This window comes from Olsenella sp. An290 (genome assembly GCF_002159535.1).
Classification (GTDB): Bacteria; Actinomycetota; Coriobacteriia; order Coriobacteriales; family Atopobiaceae; genus Thermophilibacter.
In genome coordinates this window covers 79,624-98,091 of sequence record NZ_NFIU01000003.1, presented here as the reverse complement: position 1 = coordinate 98,091, position 18,468 = coordinate 79,624, and the positions used below count along the sequence as shown (strand labels likewise).

General features: G+C 70.2%; 14 protein-coding genes and 1 tRNA gene. 4 read left to right on the top strand and 11 right to left on the bottom strand.

All coding sequences use genetic code 11. From position 1 onward, the window contains the following. Nucleotides 1-38: 38 nt before the first annotated feature. The 11 genes from B5F84_RS03190 to B5F84_RS03140 form a co-directional block, all read right to left on the bottom strand. On the bottom strand, nucleotides 39-512 hold the full coding sequence (locus B5F84_RS03190; protein WP_087320705.1) for a VanZ family protein: 474 nt from the start codon (nucleotides 510-512) through the stop codon (nucleotides 39-41). Beyond that, nucleotides 513-1,685: a hypothetical protein gene (locus tag B5F84_RS03185; RefSeq protein ID WP_087320702.1), complete on the bottom strand. Its 1,173-nt coding sequence runs from the start codon at nucleotides 1,683-1,685 to the stop codon at nucleotides 513-515. Nucleotides 1,686-1,970: 285 nt separating this feature from the next. Then, the gene (gene rho, locus B5F84_RS03180; RefSeq protein WP_087320699.1) at nucleotides 1,971-3,884 is read right to left on the bottom strand and encodes a transcription termination factor Rho; all 1,914 of its coding nucleotides are present in this window, start codon (nucleotides 3,882-3,884) and stop codon (nucleotides 1,971-1,973) included. A 208-nt stretch (nucleotides 3,885-4,092) separates the two neighbouring features. Further along, the gene (locus B5F84_RS03175; RefSeq protein WP_239378214.1) at nucleotides 4,093-4,791 is read right to left on the bottom strand and encodes a winged helix DNA-binding protein; all 699 of its coding nucleotides are present in this window, start codon (nucleotides 4,789-4,791) and stop codon (nucleotides 4,093-4,095) included. 272 nt (nucleotides 4,792-5,063) lie between these two features. Then, nucleotides 5,064-6,908, bottom strand: coding sequence for an arginine--tRNA ligase (gene argS / locus B5F84_RS03170; RefSeq protein WP_087320696.1), 1,845 nt, complete (start codon nucleotides 6,906-6,908; stop codon nucleotides 5,064-5,066). Between the two features lie 102 nt (nucleotides 6,909-7,010). After that, nucleotides 7,011-8,480, bottom strand: coding sequence for a nicotinate phosphoribosyltransferase (locus B5F84_RS03165; RefSeq protein ID WP_087320693.1), 1,470 nt, complete (start codon nucleotides 8,478-8,480; stop codon nucleotides 7,011-7,013). 10 nt (nucleotides 8,481-8,490) lie between these two features. After that, on the bottom strand, nucleotides 8,491-8,799 hold the full coding sequence (locus B5F84_RS03160) for a hypothetical protein (protein WP_087320691.1): 309 nt from the start codon (nucleotides 8,797-8,799) through the stop codon (nucleotides 8,491-8,493). A 33-nt stretch (nucleotides 8,800-8,832) separates the two neighbouring features. Beyond that, the gene (locus B5F84_RS03155; protein ID WP_087320687.1) at nucleotides 8,833-9,822 is read right to left on the bottom strand and encodes a radical SAM protein; all 990 of its coding nucleotides are present in this window, start codon (nucleotides 9,820-9,822) and stop codon (nucleotides 8,833-8,835) included. Further along, a complete protein-coding gene (locus B5F84_RS03150) occupies nucleotides 9,819-11,012 on the bottom strand; it encodes an MraY family glycosyltransferase (RefSeq protein ID WP_087320685.1) in 1,194 nt (397 codons plus the stop codon). Before B5F84_RS03150 ends, B5F84_RS03155 begins: the two co-directional genes overlap by 4 nt. A 650-nt stretch (nucleotides 11,013-11,662) precedes the next feature. Then, nucleotides 11,663-11,738 (bottom strand) — tRNA-Ala (locus tag B5F84_RS03145). Nucleotides 11,739-11,824: 86 nt separating this feature from the next. Then, nucleotides 11,825-12,679, bottom strand: a complete 855-nt coding sequence (locus B5F84_RS03140; protein ID WP_239378213.1) for an ATP-binding cassette domain-containing protein — start codon at nucleotides 12,677-12,679, stop codon at nucleotides 11,825-11,827. A 119-nt stretch (nucleotides 12,680-12,798) separates the two neighbouring features. Between B5F84_RS03140 and ilvA the strand changes: the two genes are divergently transcribed. The 4 genes from ilvA to ilvN all read left to right on the top strand — a co-directional run bounded on the left by ilvA (nucleotide 12,799) and on the right by ilvN (nucleotide 18,423). After that, nucleotides 12,799-14,019, top strand: a complete 1,221-nt coding sequence (ilvA, locus tag B5F84_RS03135) for a threonine ammonia-lyase (protein WP_087320682.1) — start codon at nucleotides 12,799-12,801, stop codon at nucleotides 14,017-14,019. 383 nt (nucleotides 14,020-14,402) lie between these two features. Beyond that, nucleotides 14,403-16,067: a dihydroxy-acid dehydratase gene (gene ilvD, locus B5F84_RS03130; protein WP_087320679.1), complete on the top strand. Its 1,665-nt coding sequence runs from the start codon at nucleotides 14,403-14,405 to the stop codon at nucleotides 16,065-16,067. Continuing rightward, a complete protein-coding gene (gene ilvB / locus B5F84_RS03125) occupies nucleotides 16,064-17,944 on the top strand; it encodes a biosynthetic-type acetolactate synthase large subunit (protein ID WP_087320675.1) in 1,881 nt (626 codons plus the stop codon). The genes ilvD and ilvB overlap by 4 nt, the downstream gene beginning before the upstream one ends. Continuing rightward, nucleotides 17,941-18,423, top strand: coding sequence for an acetolactate synthase small subunit (gene ilvN, locus B5F84_RS03120; protein ID WP_343225123.1), 483 nt, complete (start codon nucleotides 17,941-17,943; stop codon nucleotides 18,421-18,423). The genes ilvB and ilvN overlap by 4 nt, the downstream gene beginning before the upstream one ends. Nucleotides 18,424-18,468: the final 45 nt, after the last annotated feature.

Genomic DNA, 18,468 nt, shown 5'->3' with positions numbered 1-18,468 from the left:
GTTAACGAAGACGTGACGATGTCAGCCGGCCCGAGGCGTCATGACGCGCGCCGCGCGCGCAGGAGGCGCGCCGCCGCGTGGGAGACGAGGACGCCCGTCAGGAGCCCCGCGAGGTCGATGAGAACGTCGGACGGCTGACCCGAGCGTCCCGGGACGAAGAGCTGGAGGCACTCGTCGACCACCGGCACGAGAGCGACGGCAAGGCCCGAGGGCAGCGCGGGCCGGCCCGTCTCCGCCGTGCGCGCCGAGAAGAACCCACGGGCCAGGACACCAAGGACCGCGTACTCCGAGAAGTGCGCGCACTTGCGCACGAGAAACGACATCGCGTCTGCGTCAGTGACTCCCACGGCCCGGAAGGCAGGGGCCAGAAGGCTCACCACAAGCCCGCTCTCCGCGGACGACTGCGGGGCCTGGATAAGCGAGTGGCCCCAGACGAAGGCAATCCACACGACGAGCGCGGCGGCCCACCGAAAGGACCGCCGCACCGAGTCGCGTGAGGGGGATGGGGCCATCTAGATGACGGCCCGTGCGCGGGCGTCCCCGCTCGGGGCAAAGTGCTTGCCCACGTAGAGCGCCGTGCTCGCCGAGGTGCCGCCGTCAAGGACCTGAAGCGAGCGCCGACCTCCGCGGCGTATGGCCGGGCAGGGGTTCTTTGAGCACTCGTCCTCGACGAGATAGTCCACGTAGGAGGCCACGTCCACGACCTCGGGGTGGCCGGCGGGCGTCCTGAACGGGATGAAGTTCGTGTCCGGCTCGAGGCCGTCCGGCTCGTCGAGGGTGTCGATGCCGCCGGCGATGTCGGAGAACTCCACGGGGTCGCGCTGCGGGAGAATCGTGAAGAGGTTCTCCTCCATGGACTTGAGCGCGCTCGCCCACTCGTCCTCGGCGGCAAGGTCGTCGACCGTGCGCCGCTCGGGGTAGACGCCCTCGTCCACAAAGGCGACGCGCCCGGAGATGGCGTCGCGGCGCCGCTCGGCCGCGCTCACGAGGAGCTCGCGGCCCGTGAGGGTGAAGTCGGACGGGATGGCGAGGTCGGACTCCTCCTCGGGCGCAAAGCCGCTCGTGGGAGAGATCGCCTCGGCCCCGACGGCGGCCGTCCACCAGCTGGTGCCGACGTCGCCCACCGTGCCGTCCGCGCGCGAGATCACGGGGACGCCGTCCATCATGCCGGCGCCCATGCGCTCCCTCAGCGTGGCGGCCACGCCCTGGGCGCGGCGCGTCATGCGCTCGCGGAAGCTGACCTTGCTCGCGTAGTTGGACGCGATGTCCTCGTAGGTGCGCGCGACATGCGCGGCAGGGGGCTCCTCGCGCTCCTCCCCGCGCGCCTCGAGCTCCTCGGGGGTGAGGACGCGCATGTGGCGCGGGACGTAGGCGTGCCGACGGCCGCCCAGCGTATCGTCGATCGGGTGCTCGAAGCGCGGGAGCTCGAGCTCGCCGGAAAGGTCCTTGGCCTCCGGGGCACCCTCGGCCCGCGCGAATCGCCGGGAGACGACGGTGCACGCGACGCCGCCAATCACAAGGGCTCCTCCCGCGAGGGCGGCCGCGAGCGCTATGCCGGGCGCGGAGACGGGGTCGACAAGCCCGGCGAGGTCCTCAAGGGACAGCGCGCGTGCGGGCCGGGGCACGGCGGCGAGCGCCGCGCCCGTCAGCCCGGCAACGACGACCGGGTTCCTTCTCTTCTCCATGCGCTCCCGCTCCTCCCAGAGACGGAAGACGAGACGAACTTCAAACCTAGCTTGGGCCCCATGGCCTGGGGCGAGGTGTCAGCGGCTTGGGCTTCGTTTCATCTTCGTGTGACCGTGACGACACTCATGACATTGCATGCTATGGCATCGACTATACCGAGTCGCCCGACCGCTTTGCAAGGGAGAAGCCCGGGTCTCAAGCGATTTTTTCAGACCCCCGGGCACGTGGGGCACCCGGGGGTCCAGAAGGCGGAAGGATCTGTTGGGGACAGGGACGGAGCGACCCTAGCCCACGAAACCGGTCTGCTGCGCCTTTCGGGCGCTCTTCACGAGGAAGTCGCTGTTGGAGTCCGTCTCCTTGAGGCCGCGCACGAGGGCGTTGGCGGCGCGCTCCACGTTGTTCATGTTGGCGAGGATGCGGCGGATGCCCCAGACGAGCGGCTGGTACTCCGGCGAGATGAGCAGGTCCTCGTTGCGCGTGCCGGACGCCACCGGGTCGATTGCCGGGAAGATGCGCTTGTCGGCGAGGTCGCGGTCGAGCTTGAGCTCCATGTTGCCGGTGCCCTTGAACTCCTCGAAGATGACCTCGTCCATCTTGGAGCCGGTGTCCACGAGCGCGGAGGCGATGATCGTGAGCGAACCGCCGTTCTCGATGTTGCGCGCGGCGCCGAGGAACTTCTTGGGCGGGTAGAGCGCGGCGGAGTCGACGCCACCGGAGAGGATGCGCCCGCTCGCCGGCTGCGCGAGGTTGTAGGCGCGTGCAAGGCGCGTGATCGAGTCGAGAACCACGACGACGTCCTCGCCCAGCTCAACAAGGCGCTTGGCGCGCTCGATCACGAGCTCGGACACGCGGGTGTGATTCTCGGCGGGCATGTCAAAGGTGGAGGCCACGACCTCGCCCCTGATGGAGCGCTCCATGTCCGTGACCTCCTCGGGGCGCTCGTCCACGAGCAGGCAGAAGAGGTGCACCTCGGGGTTGTTTGCGGCGATGGACTGGCAGATCTTCTTGAGGACCGTGGTCTTGCCGGCCTTGGGCGGGGACACGATGAGGCCGCGCTGGCCCTTGCCGATGGGCGACACCAGGTCGATGGCGCGGCCGGTGATGGAGTCCTTGCCGTGCTCCATGACCAGGCGCTCGTTGGGGTAGACGGGGGTGAGGTCGCGGAAGCGCGGACGCGCCTTGAGGTTCTCGGGGGCGCCCCCGTTGACGCTCGTCACCACCTGGAGCGGGGGGTACTTGCTGTTGGAGCGCCCGGGGCCCACCGTGCCGGCGACGCGGTCGCCGGGGCGCAGGCCGAGCGAGCGAATGAGCTGCTGGTGAACAAAGGCGTCGGAGTCGCCCTCCATGTAGTTGCCGGTGCGGACCCAGCCATAGCCCTCGTTGCCGATCTCGAGGACGCCCTCGACGGGACGGAAGCCCTCCGCGCGCGCCGCGGCCTCGAAGACCGCCTCGACGAGCTCGGGCTTGCGAACGCCGACGTAGTCGATCTCGAGCTCGGCCGCCTTGGAGCGGAGCTCGGCGACCTTCATCTGGGAGAGCTCCTCGCGGGTGAGCGAGGGCTCGGCGACCTCCTGCTGCCGGCGGTTGCGGCGGCGGCCCTGGCCGTTCTGGCGGCGCGCCGTGGTGCCGGGCTGCGCGCCCGCGTGGTCGCCGGGGCGACGGTGCTTGCGGCCCGGGTGCGCGTCGCCGGCCTTCTCGGCGCGGGGCGCGTCCTTCTCGGCCGGCGCGGCGTCGGGCGCAGGACGGTCCGCGGCGGCGAGCGTCTGGGCGGGCATCGGCGTGGGCTCGGCGCTCGCGGAGGTCGCCTGCTGGGTGAGGGCCGTCATCGGGTCGACCTCACGGGCGGCGAGCTCGGACTTGCGGGGGCGGCCCCGGCGACGCTTGGGCACGGGCTCGGCGGAAGGGGCCGCCGCGGGCTCGGCGGAGGGAGCGGGCGCGACCTCGGTCGGTGCGGCCGTAGCCTCGGCCGGGACGGCGGCGTCGGGCGCGGCCTCGGACTTGCGGGGGCGGCCGCGACGGCGCTTGGGTGCGAGCTCCCCCGCCTCCTCGGCCGCGGCGCTGGCGGCGGCCTCCGCGGCGCGGGCGGCCTCCATCTCGGCCTTGGTGCGCCGCCGGCGGCGGGGCTTGGCGGGAGCCTCGGACTCGGGGGCCTGGGCACCCGTCTCGGGCGTGGACACGGGGTTATCGGCGTCCGACATGTGTCAACCTCTCTGAGCAGTGCGGCCCATGCGCGGCAGGGGGCAGCCCAGCTGCCGGGGCGGGCCTAACGTGGGATTTGGTCTCCGGGCGCACGAGGGCGTGGGCAGGGGCGACGATGCCCCGACGCGACGAGCGCGTCCGCCGCGGCCGGAACGGAACCGGCACGACTATAGCACGTATCCGGAACGAGCGCGGGCCCAAGGCGTCCTACGCAACGGGGGCGTCCGCCTCCGCGGCCGAGAGGGCCTTGCGCGAGCCGCGGAGCTTGCGCCTGACCACGAGCCCCTCGATGCGCCCGACGATGTCCTCGGCGGCGCGGCGGCCCTCGGGGGTAAGGGCGACGCTCGTGGTGTGGGCGCCGGCCGCCCCGCGGTCACGGACCGCCTGGCCGCGCTCGACGAGCGCGGAGACGGACATGGAGACCGTGGGCTGGAGGAGCCCGAGGGCGTCGACGACCTGCATGATGGTGAGCGGCTCGCCGTCGGCGGCGTAGAGCCCGAGCAGCACGAGGTCACCCGCCTTGCAGAAGAGCGAGCCCATGGCGTCGACGTACTTGGAGATGCGATCGGGCGAGGTGCGGGAGAGCGAGCGACCGGCGGGAATCTGCGCGCGCGTGAGCGCGGAGAGCTCCCTCAGGCGCTCGGAGCCGGCCGGCGTGATGGAGCAGACCACGTTCCTGCGGTCGGAGGCCCCCTCCGCGCGCTCGATGAGCCCGAGGCTCGCAAGGTGGTTGGTGCGATGCGTCATGGTGGGCCGCAGCGCGCCCTGATACTCGGCGATGTCAGAGGTCTTCATGGGCTCGTTGGAGAACTCCAGGCGGCAGAGGATCGCGTACTCCTCGAAAGTGAGGCGCTCGTCGGAGCCGACGCGCTGCCTGACGATGTTGTACGCCCGACGAACCGACATAAATTCCCGCAGATCCAACTGAAGCCCCTGTCTCCTCATGGTGATGGCCCGCCACAGCGGCGCAGGCCACGGCATGCAATCGTTATACGTCGGGAGTATACCCAACCCCGTCGTCCTCAACCACAATTAATGTATTGGAATTATTATGTTGGCCCGCCGCAGGCGCGCGGGCAGCGAGCACGCGGCGCGCAGGACGGCACCGCACAGGCGCGCCCGCCGTCCGCGGGGCACGGGCGACGGGCGCGGGACAGCAGCGCAGGAACAGGGCCGAGCTACATGCTCTGCGGCGCGGAGACGCCGATCAGCCCGAGCGTGAGCGCGAGCACGCGACGGCAGGCGTCGCAGGCGGCGAGGCGCGCGTGCGAGAGGCCCTCGTCGAGCGGCCTTCCCGTGCCGGGAAGAACCTGGCAGACCGTGTAGAACGAGTGGAACTCGCCGGCGAGCTCCTCGGCGTAGTGCGTGAGGCGGAAGGGCGCCCGGTCGCGCGCGCAGGACTCCACGAGGCCCGGGAGCTCCGAGAGCTTGCGGGCGAGCGCGGCCTCGGCGGGGTCCGTGAGCAGCGAGAGGTCGTAGCCCTCCCCCACCGCGCGCGCGGCGACCTCGTCCATGCCCAGCTCGCGCGCCTCCTCCAGGGTGACGCCCGCGCCGCGGCGCAGGATCGAGCAGATGCGGGCGTGCGCGTACTGCACGTAGTAGACCGGGTTGGTGTTGTCCTGGCGCTTCACGCGCTCGATGTCGAAGTCGATCATCTGGTTGGAGCTCTTGGAGATGAGGGTGTAGCGCGTGGCGTCGGCGCCCACCTCCTCGAGAAGCTCGTCAAAGGTGACCATCGTGCCCTTGCGCTTGGACATGCGCACCGGCTGCCCGTCGCGCAGCAGGTTCACGAGCTGGCCCAGGAGCACCTCGAACTGCGTGGGATAGCCGAGCGCCTCGCAGGCGGACTGCACGCGCTGGATGTAGCCGTGGTGGTCGGCGCCCCAGATGTCGATCACGTGGTCCACGCGCTGGAACTTGTCCCAGTGGTAGGCCACGTCGGAGGCGAAGTAGGTGTACTCGCCGTTGGTCTTGATGAGCACGCGGTCCTTGTCGTCGCCGAAGGTCGTGGAGCGGAACCACAGCGCGCCCGCCTCGTCGTGGTAGAGGTGGCCCAGCCCGTCGAGCGCGGCCAGGGCGCGGTCCACGGCGGAGGTGCCGGTCTCGTCCTTGACGTAGAGGCTGCGCTCGGAGAACCACACGTCGAAGTCGCAGCGCGCCTCGTGGCAGGTCGTGCGGATGGAGTCGAGCATCCACAGGTACCCGCGCTCGCGGAACTCCGCCACGCGCTCGTCCTCGGAGGCGTCCGCCCACTTCTCGCCGTCCTCGCGCGCGAAGCGGCACGCGATGTCGACGATGTAGTCGCCGCCGTAGGCGTTGCCGCCCAGCGCCTCGTTGAAGGCGTCCGTGAGCGGGTGGGTCTGCGGGCGCTCGTCGTTCTCGTCCGCGACGAAGGCCTCGCGGTCGGCGAGAAGGACCCCGCGGGCCGCGTCCAGATCGCACCCGCGCTCCCCCATCACCTCGAGCAGCTGCTCGTAGCGCTTGGAGACGGAGCGGCCGAAGACGTCCATCTGGGAGCCGTGGTCGTTGATGTAGTACTCGCGCTCGACGTCATAGCCGGCGTGCTCCATCACGCGGCAGAGCGAGTCGCCCAGGGCCGCCCAGCGGCCGTGGCCGATGTGAAGCGGGCCCACGGGGTTGGCGGAGACAAACTCGACCTGGACCTTCTGCCCGGCGCCAAGCGTCGAGCGCGCGAAGTCAGCGCCCTGCTCGCGCACGGTGCGGATGACCTCGTTGGCAGAGGCCGTGGCAAGGTAGAAGTTGATGAAGCCGGGGCCCGCCACCTCGACGCGCTCGACCGTGGGGTCCTCCGCGAGGTGCGCCACGATGGCCTCGGCCACCTGGCGCGGCGCGCGACGCGCGAGCTTCGCCGAGCGCAGCGCGACCGTCGAGCTCCAGTCTCCGTTGGCCGAGTCGGCCGGACGCTCGAAGCCGAGCTCGGCGACCTCGAAGCCAGGAAGGTCGCCCGCCTCCTGCGCGGCAGCGATGGCGGCTCTGACGAGCTCCTCGATCTTCTCGGGCATGGGTCACTCCCCTCTCGCGGGCGCGGGGCGTCCGGAACGTTCGTCTTCGTGGCCTGTCGACTATATCAGAGTCGCCGCGCGCGGCGGCGCGCCACGGGCGCGCTACTCGCCGCGCTCCTCGCGGGCAAGGCGGCTGCGCAGGTCCGCAAGGCCGGGCTCCAGCCCCACCGGGTAGGTCTGGGGGTTCAGGAAGCGCGCGACGGCGGGGTCCAGGCGCATGAGGGCCTCCTGGCAGCGCTCGCGCGCGACCTCGATCCCCTCCGGCTCGGCCACGCGGCGCCCGTGCGCCACGACGGGGACCAGGAGCTCGACGGGGTCGCCGGAGAGCTGGTAGGCGGTGTAGGGGTCGAGGATGTCCACCATCTCGCGCGGGGAGCCCGGGCGCGCCGCGCCGTCCACGACGATCATGTCGGCCACGGGGCGGCCCGCCTGGTCGAGGTAGCGCACGACGTGCTGGATGCCGGGCACGGTGCGCTTGTAGGACTGCTCGGAGAGCTTGATGACGGGCGTCCAGGGGTCGGTCGGGCGGCGCCGGATGGCGGAGAGCTTGTAGACGCCTCCGAGCGAGGGCTGCGGGTCGCAGGTGGCGAGCTTGGTCCCCACGCCAAAGGAGTCGATGGGCGCGCCCTGCGCGAAGAGGGACTGGATGGTGTACTCGTCAAGGTCGTTGGAGACGGAGATCTTGACGTAGGGCAGGCCCGCCTCGTCAAAGGCCGCGCGGGCCTCCTTGGAGAGGCGCGCGAGGTCGCCGGAGTCCAGCCGCACGGCGGAGAGCCGCTCGCCCGCCGCCTCCATCTCCTTGGCCACCGTGATGGCGTTTGCGATGCCCTGGTGAACGTCGTAGGTGTCCAGCAGCAGCACGCAGTTCTTGGGGCTCGACTTGGCAAAGGCGCGGAAGGCCTCGAGCTCGCTCGGGAACGCCATGACCCAGGAGTGGGCGTGCGTGCCAAAGACGGGGATGCCGTAGATCTTGCCGGCGAGCACGTTGGAGGTGGACGACGCGCCGGCGATGTAGGAGGCGCGCGCCACCGCGAGGCCGCCGTCGGGGCCCTGGGCCCGGCGCAGGCCGAAGTCGGAGACGGGGTGGCCCTCGGCCGCGCGCACCACGCGCGCCGTCTTGGTGGCCACGAGCGTCTGGAAGTTCACGAGGTTGAGCAGCGCCGTCTCGATGAGCTGGCAGTCGATGACCGGGCCCATCACGCGGACGAGGGGCTCGCGGCCAAAGACGACCTGCCCCTCGGGCACGGCGTCGATGGTGAGGTCGAGCCGGTGGTCGCGCAGGTACTCGAGAAAGCCCGGCTTGAACATCGGGCCGCCGCCCGGGGCCGCAAGGCTGGCGAGGTACTCGATGTCGTCGTCCTCGAAGACGAAGTTCTCCACGAGCTCGGCGAGCTGGCCGGTGCCGCAGCACACGGCGTAGCCGCCCCCGAAGGGGCAGTCGCGGAAGAAGGCGTTGAAGCAGGCCTCGGCGTCGGCGAGCCCCGCCTCCCAGAAGCCCTGGGCCATCGTGAGCTCGTAGAGGTCCGTGTTCAGGCAGACGTCGGTCGGCTTGGTGTGGTCGGTGAGGGACATCGGGACCTCCTTAGCCCAGAACGGTCACGGCGAGCCACACGAGGGCGACAAGGACAACCGCCAGGATGACCACCTTCTGGCCGAGGGGCATGCGGAGGTCGTCGTCGGGCTCCATGAGCCTGCGGCCGCGCTCGCGGGCGGAGGCATCGCGCTCGAGGCGGGCGCGCTCGGCCTCGCCCTCCTCCCGCTGACGCCGCAGCCGCTCGAGCTCCGCGCGCTCCGCGGCGTCGCGCTGGGCGCGCTCGCGCGCGGCCTTCTCCGCGCGCAGCTGCTCGAGCTCCGCGCGCTCCTCGTCCGTGAGGCCAGTCTCGTCCGCCATGGGTCCTCCGTGGTCGTGGTTGCGTGCCTACAGTTATACCCCTTGGCGGCGACGCACGGGGGCGTGAGGCACCTCGGAAAGCTCGGGCCCGCGCACGCCCGTCGCGTCGAAGGCGGGCACGAAGCTCTCCGAGACCGTGCCGCCCTCCTGCCACCAGATGCGCTCGAAGCCCAGGTCGTCGGCGTGGCAGAGCACGATCTCGTACTCCTCGTCCGTGACGGCGCGGGCAAGGTCGCCGCCCGCGCGGCGGCAGCGCTCGTTGGGCGTGTACTGGTTCATGACGGAGAGGTCGACCTCGTTGCCGGCGAGCCCCCACACGCGGTCGAGCACCGCGCACGAGTCGTCCGCGTGCCCCGGAAGCACGAGGTGCCGCACGATGATGCCCCGCCGGAGCGACCCGTCCGGCCCGAGCTCGCGCCCGCCCGCCTCGCGGACGGACTCGAGCATGGCGCGCAGCGCCGAGGTGGCGACGTCGGGATAGTCGGGCGCGCCCGAGAGGGCGCCCGCAAGCGCCGCGTCCGCGTACTTGAAGTCGGTCAGCCACACGTCAACGGTGCCCGCGAGCGCGCGCACCACCTCGGCGAGCTCGTATCCGGACGTGTTGCACACAACGGGAAGCGCCAGGCCCGCCCGCCGGGCGAGCTGGACCGCCTCGCGCACCTGCGGGGCAAAGTGCAGCGGCGTGACGAGGTTCACGTTGAGCGCGCCCTGCCCCTCGAGCTCGAGCATCATCTCGGCAAGGCGCGAGGTGCTCACGGGAAGGCCGAACCCCCCGCTCGAGATCTCGTGGTTCTGGCAGAAGACGCAGCGCAGGGGGCAGCCCGAGAAGAAGATCGCGCCGGATCCGGACTCGCCCGAGACGGGCGGCTCCTCCCAGAAGTGCAGGGCCGCGCGCGCGACCGTGAGCTCCGAGGTCATCCCGCACGCCCCGGCCCGTCCCGCGGCCCGTGCGGCGCCGCAGCGGCGCGGGCAGAGCTCGCAGCGCTCATAGGCCGCCGACGAGAGGTCCTTCTCGGCCGTCACGAGCGCGCCCCGCGGTGGTGACGGGAGCGCCGAAGCTCCTCGGCCGCCTGCTCGAAGCCGTCGTCGGACGGCGTGAGAAACTCGTCGGAGCCGGTCGCGGGGTCCAGGCGGTGCAGCAGCACGGGCCGGAAGAGGTGGAGGTGGCGCACCACCGCCAGCGAGACCAGCAGCAGCGTCAGGAAGATGACGATGCGCGGCATGGTCTCCACCTGCGTCATGACGAGCGAGCCCAGGCAGAGCAGGGCGGTCCAGCCGTACATGAGCAGGACGGCCTGACGCTGGTCGTAGCCCTCGTCGATGAGCCGGTGGTGGATGTGGCCGCGGTCGGCGTGGCCGATGCTCACGTGACCGCGCATGCGCCGCACGATCGCCGAGAAGGTGTCGATGATGGGGACCGCGGCGATGACGAGCGGCACGATGATCGTGGTGAGGCCCGCCACGCGCGTCACCGAGAGCAGCGAGACGACGCCGAGCGCAAAGCCCAGGGTGAGCGCGCCCGAGTCCCCCATGAAGACGGAGGCGGGGTGGAAGTTGTAGTTGAGAAACCCGATGGAGGCGCCCGACACGGCGATGGCGAGGGCGGCGGCGTCGAGGCGGCCCGCCCACACCGACAGGACGAACATCGTGAGGCTCGCGATGGCGGAGATGCCGGCGGCAAGGCCGTCGAGGCCGTCGATGAGGTTGATGATGTTGGTGTAGGCGACGAGGTAGACCACCGTCACGGGATACGCGAGCCACCCCAGCTGCAGGAACTCCCCCGCCTGGAAGGGGTTGGATATGTCGCCGATCACAAGGCCGCCGGCCACGGCGACGACGGCGCCGAGCGCCTGCCCGAACAGCTTGGCGCGCGGGCTCAGGGAGTAGCGGTCGTCGAGGAGGCCGGTGAAGAACACCACGAGGAACGCGAGCACGAGCGTCCAGTAGTTGACCTCGAGCTTGGGAGAGGGCACGAGCACCACGGGCCAGCCCGCAAAGGTCGTGCCGAGGTACTGGACCACGAAGGCGGCAACGATCCCCAGGAAGATGGCGATGCCGCCCATGCGCGGGACGGGCGTGCGGTTGATGCGGCGCGCGCTCGGGTAGTCGACCGCGTCGCACCAGAGGGCGATCTTGCGCGCGAGGGGCGTGGAGAGAACGCAGACGAGCAGGGCGGTTATGAACAGGCACGCATAGGGCACCAGGTTCTGCACGCACTTCTCCCTCCGTCGGCGCCTCACGGGCTCACGACATAATAGCCGAAAGCACGGGGCACTCGGTGCGGGGAGGCGGGGGGATGAAAAAGGCGTGCAGTCCCGCCGCGCGGACTGCGCGGGACGCAGGGTGCGCGGGCGCCAGGTCGCGGCGGGCGCTCACTCTTACTACTCTTGCGCGCTCCGCACGGCAAGTCAAGACTGGTTTCTCCGCCCGGCATCCGTATAGTAGGTGGTGTCGTCCCCCTGCGGCCAAACTGGGTGAACCGACAAGCGTTTCTAGGGAGTCCGATATCTCGTGTTCAGTACGGGGATCCTCCGATGATGGGGAAGCCGGAACGCGCGATGGGGACACCCACCTTCTGAGAGGTGGGTTCATTATCGAGCCGCAGGGGGCGTCTTCTTGCCTCGGCGCCGCGGCCCGCCTCGGTTCGGCGCCCGACGCAACCCCGCCTCAACCTGCATCCCGGATTAGCGCACAAAATCCGACTTTTCCGAAAAAGCGTCCTGCGGATATAGGAAGTGAAAACAGATTCTGTGCGTTAATCACCGAGGGCCCAGCGAGAAAACCTCGCGAGAAGAACCTCCCGTGCGCGGGGCGCCACGCAAAAGGGCCCGGACGCCATCTGGCATCCGGGCCCGAACCGTCATGGTGGAGACGAGGGGATTCGAACCCCCGGCCTCTGCCTTGCGAAGGCAGCGCTCTCCCAGCTGAGCTACGTCCCCAGGCGCATTGCGCGTTGGCTATTGTGGCAGGGCCGCGCGCGGCTGTCAAGCGACAATCCGGAAGAACCGTCGCCGGGGCCGCACCCTCACGCGCCGTAGGCGCCACGCAGGGAGTACCAGCCCTCGTCCTCCCCCACCACGAGCGGCACGCCAAAGAGGTCGCTCATGACCCCGCTCGTCAGGACCTCGCGCTTGGGGCCGTCGGCAAACACCTCGGCGTCGCGGATGAGCATCACGCGCTCGATGGCGGGAACGATGTCCTCTGGGTAGTGGGTCACGAGCACGACCGACCGACCCTCGGCGGCAAGCGTCCCCATGGTCTTGCGCACGTGGTACATGCCCTCGGGGTCAAGGCCGGTGCAGGGCTCGTCAAAGATCAGGACCTGCGGGTCGCGCACGAGCTCGCGCGCCACGAGCACGCGGCGCACCTGCCCCGTGGAGAGCGTCATCACGTCGCGTCCGGCAAGCCCGGCGATCCCCAGGCGGTCAAGCGCGGAGAGCGCGAGCGCGCGGTCGCGCTCTCCGACCTCGCCGCGCAGGGGAACGCCGAGCGTGCCGAACAGGCCGCCCACCACGATGTCGATGACCGGCAGGTGAACGCGCACCTGGTCGTGCATCGTGGAGCTCACGATGCCGAGGGCGCGCTTGATGTCGGCGAGCCTCGGGCGCGCGGCGCCGCGGAAGCGCACCGGGGGGTCCTCCCGCCAGAGCGGGAAGACCTCGCGGGTCAGGAGCTGGATGAACGTGGACTTTCCCGCGCCGTTGGGGCCGAGAAGGGCCACGTGCTCGCCCTCGGAGAGCGTGAAGTCGGCCACGTGCAGGATGGTCTTGCCGCCGCGCACCACGCTCGCGTCGTGAATCTGGAAGAGCGGCGTCGCGTCGATCTTCTCGCCCGTGGCGGGGCTCATCTCGCCCGCGGCGTCACACCCGATGGTTTCCATTTGATGCCCCCTTGCGTCGCGCCGGGACAGGCGTGCCCCGGCAGGACTACTATAGGCAGACTGCAACCGCGCCCGCGCGCCGACCGGCGCGCCGTCACCAACTGGCAAAGGAGCCCGTCATGGCCGACATGCTCACGCTCGAGGCGTTCGAGGAGGCCTCGGAGAAGGTCCGCGAGGTCACGCTTGAGACCAAGCTCGTGGAGAGCCCGTACTTCTCGCAGCAGTGCGGCAACCGCGTGTGGCTCAAGCCCGAGAACATGCAGCGCACGGGCGCCTACAAGGTCCGCGGTGCCTACTACAAGATCTCGACCCTCTCCCCCGAGGAGCTCGGCCGCGGCATCATCACCGCGAGCGCCGGAAACCACGCGCAGGGCGTGGCCTTTGCCGCCACGCGCGCGGGCGCCCGCTCGGTGGTGGTCATGCCCACCACGACGCCCCTCATCAAGGTGGAGCGCACCAAGGGCTACGGGGCCGAGGTCGTGCTCTTTGGCGACGTCTACGACGAGGCGTGCGAGCACGCCCTCGAGCTCGCGGAGCGCGACGGCCTCACCTTCATCCACCCCTTCAACGACCCCACGGTCGCCACCGGGCAGGGCACCATTGCCATGGAGGTGGTGCGCGAGCTGCCGCTCGTGGACACGATTCTCGTCCCGGTGGGCGGCGGCGGCCTGGCCTGCGGCGTGGCGACCTTCGCCAAGCTCTACAACCCCAAGATCCACGTGGTCGGCGTGGAGCCCGAGGGCGCGGCCTGCCTCACGGCGGCGCTTGAGGCGGGCGCGCCCGTGAAGCTCCCCTCCGCGAGCACCATCGCCGACGGCACCGCGGTGCTCGAGTGCGGCGACCTCGTCTTCCCCTACCTGCGCGACAACCTCGACGACGTCATCACGGTGCCCGACGAGGAGCTCATCGTGGCCTTCCTCGACATGGTCGAGAACCACAAGATGGTCGTGGAGAACTCCGGCCTGCTCACCGTGGCCGCCCTGAGGCACCTGCCCGCGGAGAACAAGCGCGTCGTCTCGATCCTCTCCGGCGGCAACATGGACGTCATCACGATGAGCTCCGTCGTCCAGCACGGCCTCATCCAGCGCGGGCGCATCTTCACCGTGAGCGTCCTGCTGCCGGACCGCCCCGGCATGCTGCTGCGCGTCGCCGGCGCCATCGCGAGCCAGAACGGCAACGTCATCAAGCTCGAGCACAACCAGTTCGTGAGCACCAACCGCAACGCCGCCGTGGAGCTGCGCGTCACAATCGAGGCCTACGGCGAGGCCCACCGCGCCCAGATCATCGACGCCCTCGAGCGCGCGGGCTTCTCCCCCTCCCTCGTCCAGACCTCACTGTAGGACAGAGGGGGCGGCGCGCCGGCGTCGTCCCTGAACGCCACCTGTCCGCCGCCCGCCCCTCTGCCCTGCCGCTCGCACGGGAAACACGACCGTTCGCGGGCGATTACCCGCCGGAAACACGAGCCGCGTAGAGTAGCCGCCACTGAGCAAATGCGATGACAGGGCCAGTAGGGGCCCATCCGTCCCACAGCGAGCGGGCAGCGTGAGAACCCGCGCCGGACGGCCCCGAAGACTCCCTCGAGCAGCTCGCGAGAACCTCCGCGCCGCACGGCGGGCCAACCCCGCACACGCGCCGAGAAGTACCGCGCGCCGGCGGCCACCGTGACGGCTTCGAGGTTCTGCGCCTCGCATTTCTCACACCGACAAGAGAAAGCGAGGGCACCGTGCAACTGAGAAGCGACGCCATCAAGAAGGGGCTGGCCCGCGCGCCGCACCGCAGCCTCCTGGCGGCCGACGGCCTCACCGACGAGGAGCTCGACCGGCCGCTCGTGGCCGTGGTATCCGCCCAGAACGAGGTCATCCCCGGCCACATCCACCTGGACAAGATCGCCGAGGCCGTCAAGGCCGGCGTCCGCATGGCGGGCGGCACCCCGCTGCAGGTCAACACCATCGGCGTGTGCGACGGCATCGCCATGAACCACGCCGGGATGCGCTACAGCCTCACCAGCCGCGAGGTCATCGCCGACAGCGTGGAGTGCGCCGTCCAGGGCCACCAGTTCGACGCGATGGTCCTCATCCCCAGCTGCGACAAGATCGTGCCCGGCATGCTCATCGCCGCGGCGCGCCTTGACATCCCCACCGTCCTCGTCTCTGGCGGCCCCATGCTCGCCGGCCGCGGGCGCAACGGCGAGCAGACCGACCTCAACTCCCTCTTCGACGCCGTGGGGCAGGTCACCGCCGGCACCATGACCGAGGAGGAGTGCCGCTGGCTCGAGGGCACGGCCTGCCCCACCTGCGGCTCCTGCTCCGGCATGTTCACCGCAAACTCCATCTGCTGCCTCGCCGAGGCCTTGGGCATCGCGCTTCCCGGCAACGGCACCGTGCCGGCCGTCTACTCCGAGCGCATCCGGCTCGCCAAGCGCGCCGGCATGAAGGTCATGGAGCTGGTCGAGAAGAACCTCACGGCCCGCCAGATCATCAGCCCGGCCGCCATCCACAACGGCATGGTGCTCGACATGGCCTTTGGCGGGTCCACCAACACGATGCTCCACCTCACGGCCATCGCGCAGGCCGCCGGCTGCCCCGTCACGATGGAGGACTGGGACCGCGCCTCCGCCGAGACGCCCAACATCGTGCGGATCGCCCCGGCGGGCCCGCTCCACATCCAGGACCTGAACGACGTGGGCGGCGTCTCCGCCATCATCGGCGAGCTCGGCCGCACCGGGCACCTCGACCTCTCCGCGCTCACCTGCCACGGCACCATGGCCGAGTGGGTGGAGTCCTGCCCGCCCGTGGACGGCGAGGTCGTGCGGTCCGTGGACAACGCCTACTCCCCCGACGGCGGCCTCAAGGTCGTGCGCGGCAACCTCGCGCCGGACTGCGGCGTGGTCAAGAAGAGCGCCGTCGCGCCCGAGATGTGGCAGCACTCCGGCCCCGCGCGCGTCTTCGACTCCGAGGAGGAGGCCTGCAAGGCCATCTTCGGCGGGGCGATAAAGGCGGGCGACGTGGTGGTGATCCGCTACGAGGGCCCGGCGGGCGGCCCCGGCATGCGCGAGATGCTCACCCCCACCTCCGCCATCTGCGGCATGGGCCTCGCGAGCTCCGTGGCCCTCATCACCGACGGGCGCTTCTCGGGCGCCTCCAAGGGCCCCTGCATCGGACACGTCTCCCCCGAGGCCGCGGCCGGGGGCCCGATCGCGCTCGTCGAGGAGGGCGACACCATCTCCATCGACATCCAGGCGGGCTTGCTCGAGCTCGACGTCCCCGAGGACGTCCTCGCCGCACGGCGCGCCGCCTGGCAGCCGCCCGCGCCCAAGTACACCACGGGAGTCCTCTCCCGCTACGCGAAGCTGGTCACGAGTGCAGACAAGGGGGCGTACCTCTCATGATCACCACCGAGGAGAAGATCGCTCGGCGGCAGCGCGCCATCGAGGGGCGGCCGCTCGGGCCCGGCAGCCACACGGAGCACGAGGGCAAGACCATGACCGGGGCGCAGGCCATCATCGCCAGCCTCGAGGCCGAGGGCGTCGACACCATCTTCGGCTACCCCGGCGGCCAGGCCATCAAGATCTACGACGCCCTCTACGACTCCAAGAAGATCCATCACGTCCTTGCCCGCCACGAGCAGGGCGCCACGCACATGGCAGACGGCTACGCGCGCGCCACGGGCAAGGTGGGCGTGGTCCTGGTGACGAGCGGCCCCGGCGCCACCAACACGGTCACCGGCATCGCCACGGCCTACATGGACTCCGTGCCCATGGTCGTCATCACGGGCCAGGTCACGCGCGGCGTCATCGGCACGGACGCCTTCCAGGAGTCCGACATCGTGGGCATCACCATGCCCATCGTCAAGCACAGCTTCCTCCTGCAGTCCACCGACGAGCTCACCCGCACCTTCCGCAAGGCCTTCTACATCGCCTCGACCGGCCGTCCCGGCCCCGTGCTCATCGACATCCCGAGCGACCTCTCCGGCTCGGAGATGGTCTTCCACTACCCGGACACCGTGAGCATCGCGAGCTACCGCCCCACCTACAAGGGCAACGCCAAGCAGGTCAAGCAGGCCGCCGCGCTCATCGCCGAGGCAAGGCGCCCGCTCATCATGGCCGGTGGCGGCGTCGTGGCGAGCCACTCCTGCCCCGAGCTCGTGGAGCTCGCCGAGCGCATGCAGATCCCCGTGGTCACCACCCTCATGGGAAAGGCCGCCCTCCCCTGCACGAACCCGCTCAACCTCGGCCCCGTGGGCATGCACGGCTCCAAGTACGCCAACATGGCCGTCACCGAGTGCGACCTCATCGTCGCCGTGGGCGCGCGCTTCTCTGACCGCGTGACCGGCAAGGTGTCCGAGTTCGCCCCGCACGCCAAGATCGTCCACATCGACATCGACCCGGCCGAGATCGGCAAGATCGTGAACCCGGACGTGCCCATCGTCGGCGACGCCAAGGTCGTGCTCGCCGCCCTCAACGAGCGCCTCGAGAGGATGGACGCGCGCCCCGTGGCCGAGGCCTGGCGCGACGAGGTCTTCAGCTGGCGCGAGCGCTGGCCCTTCTACACCTCGGACTTCTCGGACTACCCCGACAAGATCGCGCCGGAGGTCGTGCTCTCGCGCCTGTCCGAGAAGCTCGACCCGCATGCCTCGATCGTCACGACCGAGGTCGGTCAGCACCAGATGTGGGCGCACCAGAACATCCACCGTGAGCACGCGCGCACCTTCATCTCCTCCGGCGGACTTGGCACGATGGGCTTTGGCTTCCCGGCCGCCATCGGCGCCAAGATCGGCTGCCCCGACGACGAGGTCGTCTGCATCGCCGGTGACGGCTCCTTCCAGATGAACTCGCAGGAGATGGCCACGGCGCAGATCAACGGCGTCAACGTCAAGGTCCTCATCATCGACAACCGTGCGCTCGGCATGGTCCACCAGTGGCAGCACCTCTTCTACCACGACCGCTACTCGTTCACCGAGCTCGCCGACAACCCCGACTTCGTGAAGCTCGCCGATGCCTACGGCTGGCGCGCGGCGCGCATCACCCGCCCCGAGGAGATCGACGCCGCGCTCGACGAGATGCTCGCGGCCGACGGCCCCTACCTCCTCGACGTCATGATCCCCGCCGAGCAGACCGTCTACCCGATGGTCGCCCCCGGCGCGCCCATCGACGACATCATCGGCGCGCTCGACGTGACCCTCGGCGGCGTCCGCGTCACCGAGAAGGGCTTCGGCGAGGCGGGCCGGCCGCGCGTGAAGCCCTCCCACGAAGGAGTTGATGAGTGATGAACTACCTGCTCTCCGTGCTCGTTGAGAACAAGCCCGGCGTGCTCAGCCGCGTGACGGGACTCATCAGCCGCCGCGGCTTCAACATCGAGTCGCTCACCGTGGCCCCCACCGAGGACGAGAACCTCTCGCGCATGACGATCATCGTCGAGGCCGACGGGGTGGGCTTCGAGCAGATCACCAAGCAGCTCCACAAGCTCGTCTCGGTCTACAAGATCTCCGACCTCACCTACGAGGACGCCGTGGAGCGCGAGCTCGTGCTCTTCAAGGTCCAGTCCTCCCCCGAGCGTCGGCACGAGATCATCGAGATCGCCAACGTCTTCCGCGCCAAGGTCGTCGACGTGGGCAAGAACTCGCTCACCATCGAGGCCACCGGCACTGCGAGCAAGCTCGACGCGATGGAGGACCTCTTCCGCGGCTACGGCATCAAGCAGCTCACGCGCACCGGCAAGATCGCCATGTCGCGCGGCGCTCAGTAGCCTGCACCAAAGCGGCACCACCCGCCGATCTTCTCGGCGGTTAAT

Bases quoted from the DNA above. Each gene is read 5' to 3' on its own strand.
- B5F84_RS03140 (WP_239378213.1), bottom strand. From the start codon at position 12,679: ATGGAAACCATCGGGTGTGACGCCGCGGGCGAGATGAGCCCCGCCACG.
- ilvA (WP_087320682.1), top strand. From the start codon at position 12,799: ATGGCCGACATGCTCACGCTCGAGGCGTTCGAGGAGGCCTCGGAGAAG.
- B5F84_RS03165 (WP_087320693.1), bottom strand. From the start codon at position 8,480: ATGTCCCTCACCGACCACACCAAGCCGACCGACGTCTGCCTGAACACG.
- B5F84_RS03190 (WP_087320705.1), bottom strand. From the start codon at position 512: ATGGCCCCATCCCCCTCACGCGACTCGGTGCGGCGGTCCTTTCGGTGG.
- B5F84_RS03185 (WP_087320702.1), bottom strand. From the start codon at position 1,685: ATGGAGAAGAGAAGGAACCCGGTCGTCGTTGCCGGGCTGACGGGCGCG.
- ilvB (WP_087320675.1), top strand. From the start codon at position 16,064: ATGATCACCACCGAGGAGAAGATCGCTCGGCGGCAGCGCGCCATCGAG.
- B5F84_RS03175 (WP_239378214.1), bottom strand. From the start codon at position 4,791: ATGTCGGTTCGTCGGGCGTACAACATCGTCAGGCAGCGCGTCGGCTCC.
- rho (WP_087320699.1), bottom strand. From the start codon at position 3,884: ATGTCGGACGCCGATAACCCCGTGTCCACGCCCGAGACGGGTGCCCAG.
- argS (WP_087320696.1), bottom strand. From the start codon at position 6,908: ATGCCCGAGAAGATCGAGGAGCTCGTCAGAGCCGCCATCGCTGCCGCG.
- B5F84_RS03160 (WP_087320691.1), bottom strand. From the start codon at position 8,799: ATGGCGGACGAGACTGGCCTCACGGACGAGGAGCGCGCGGAGCTCGAG.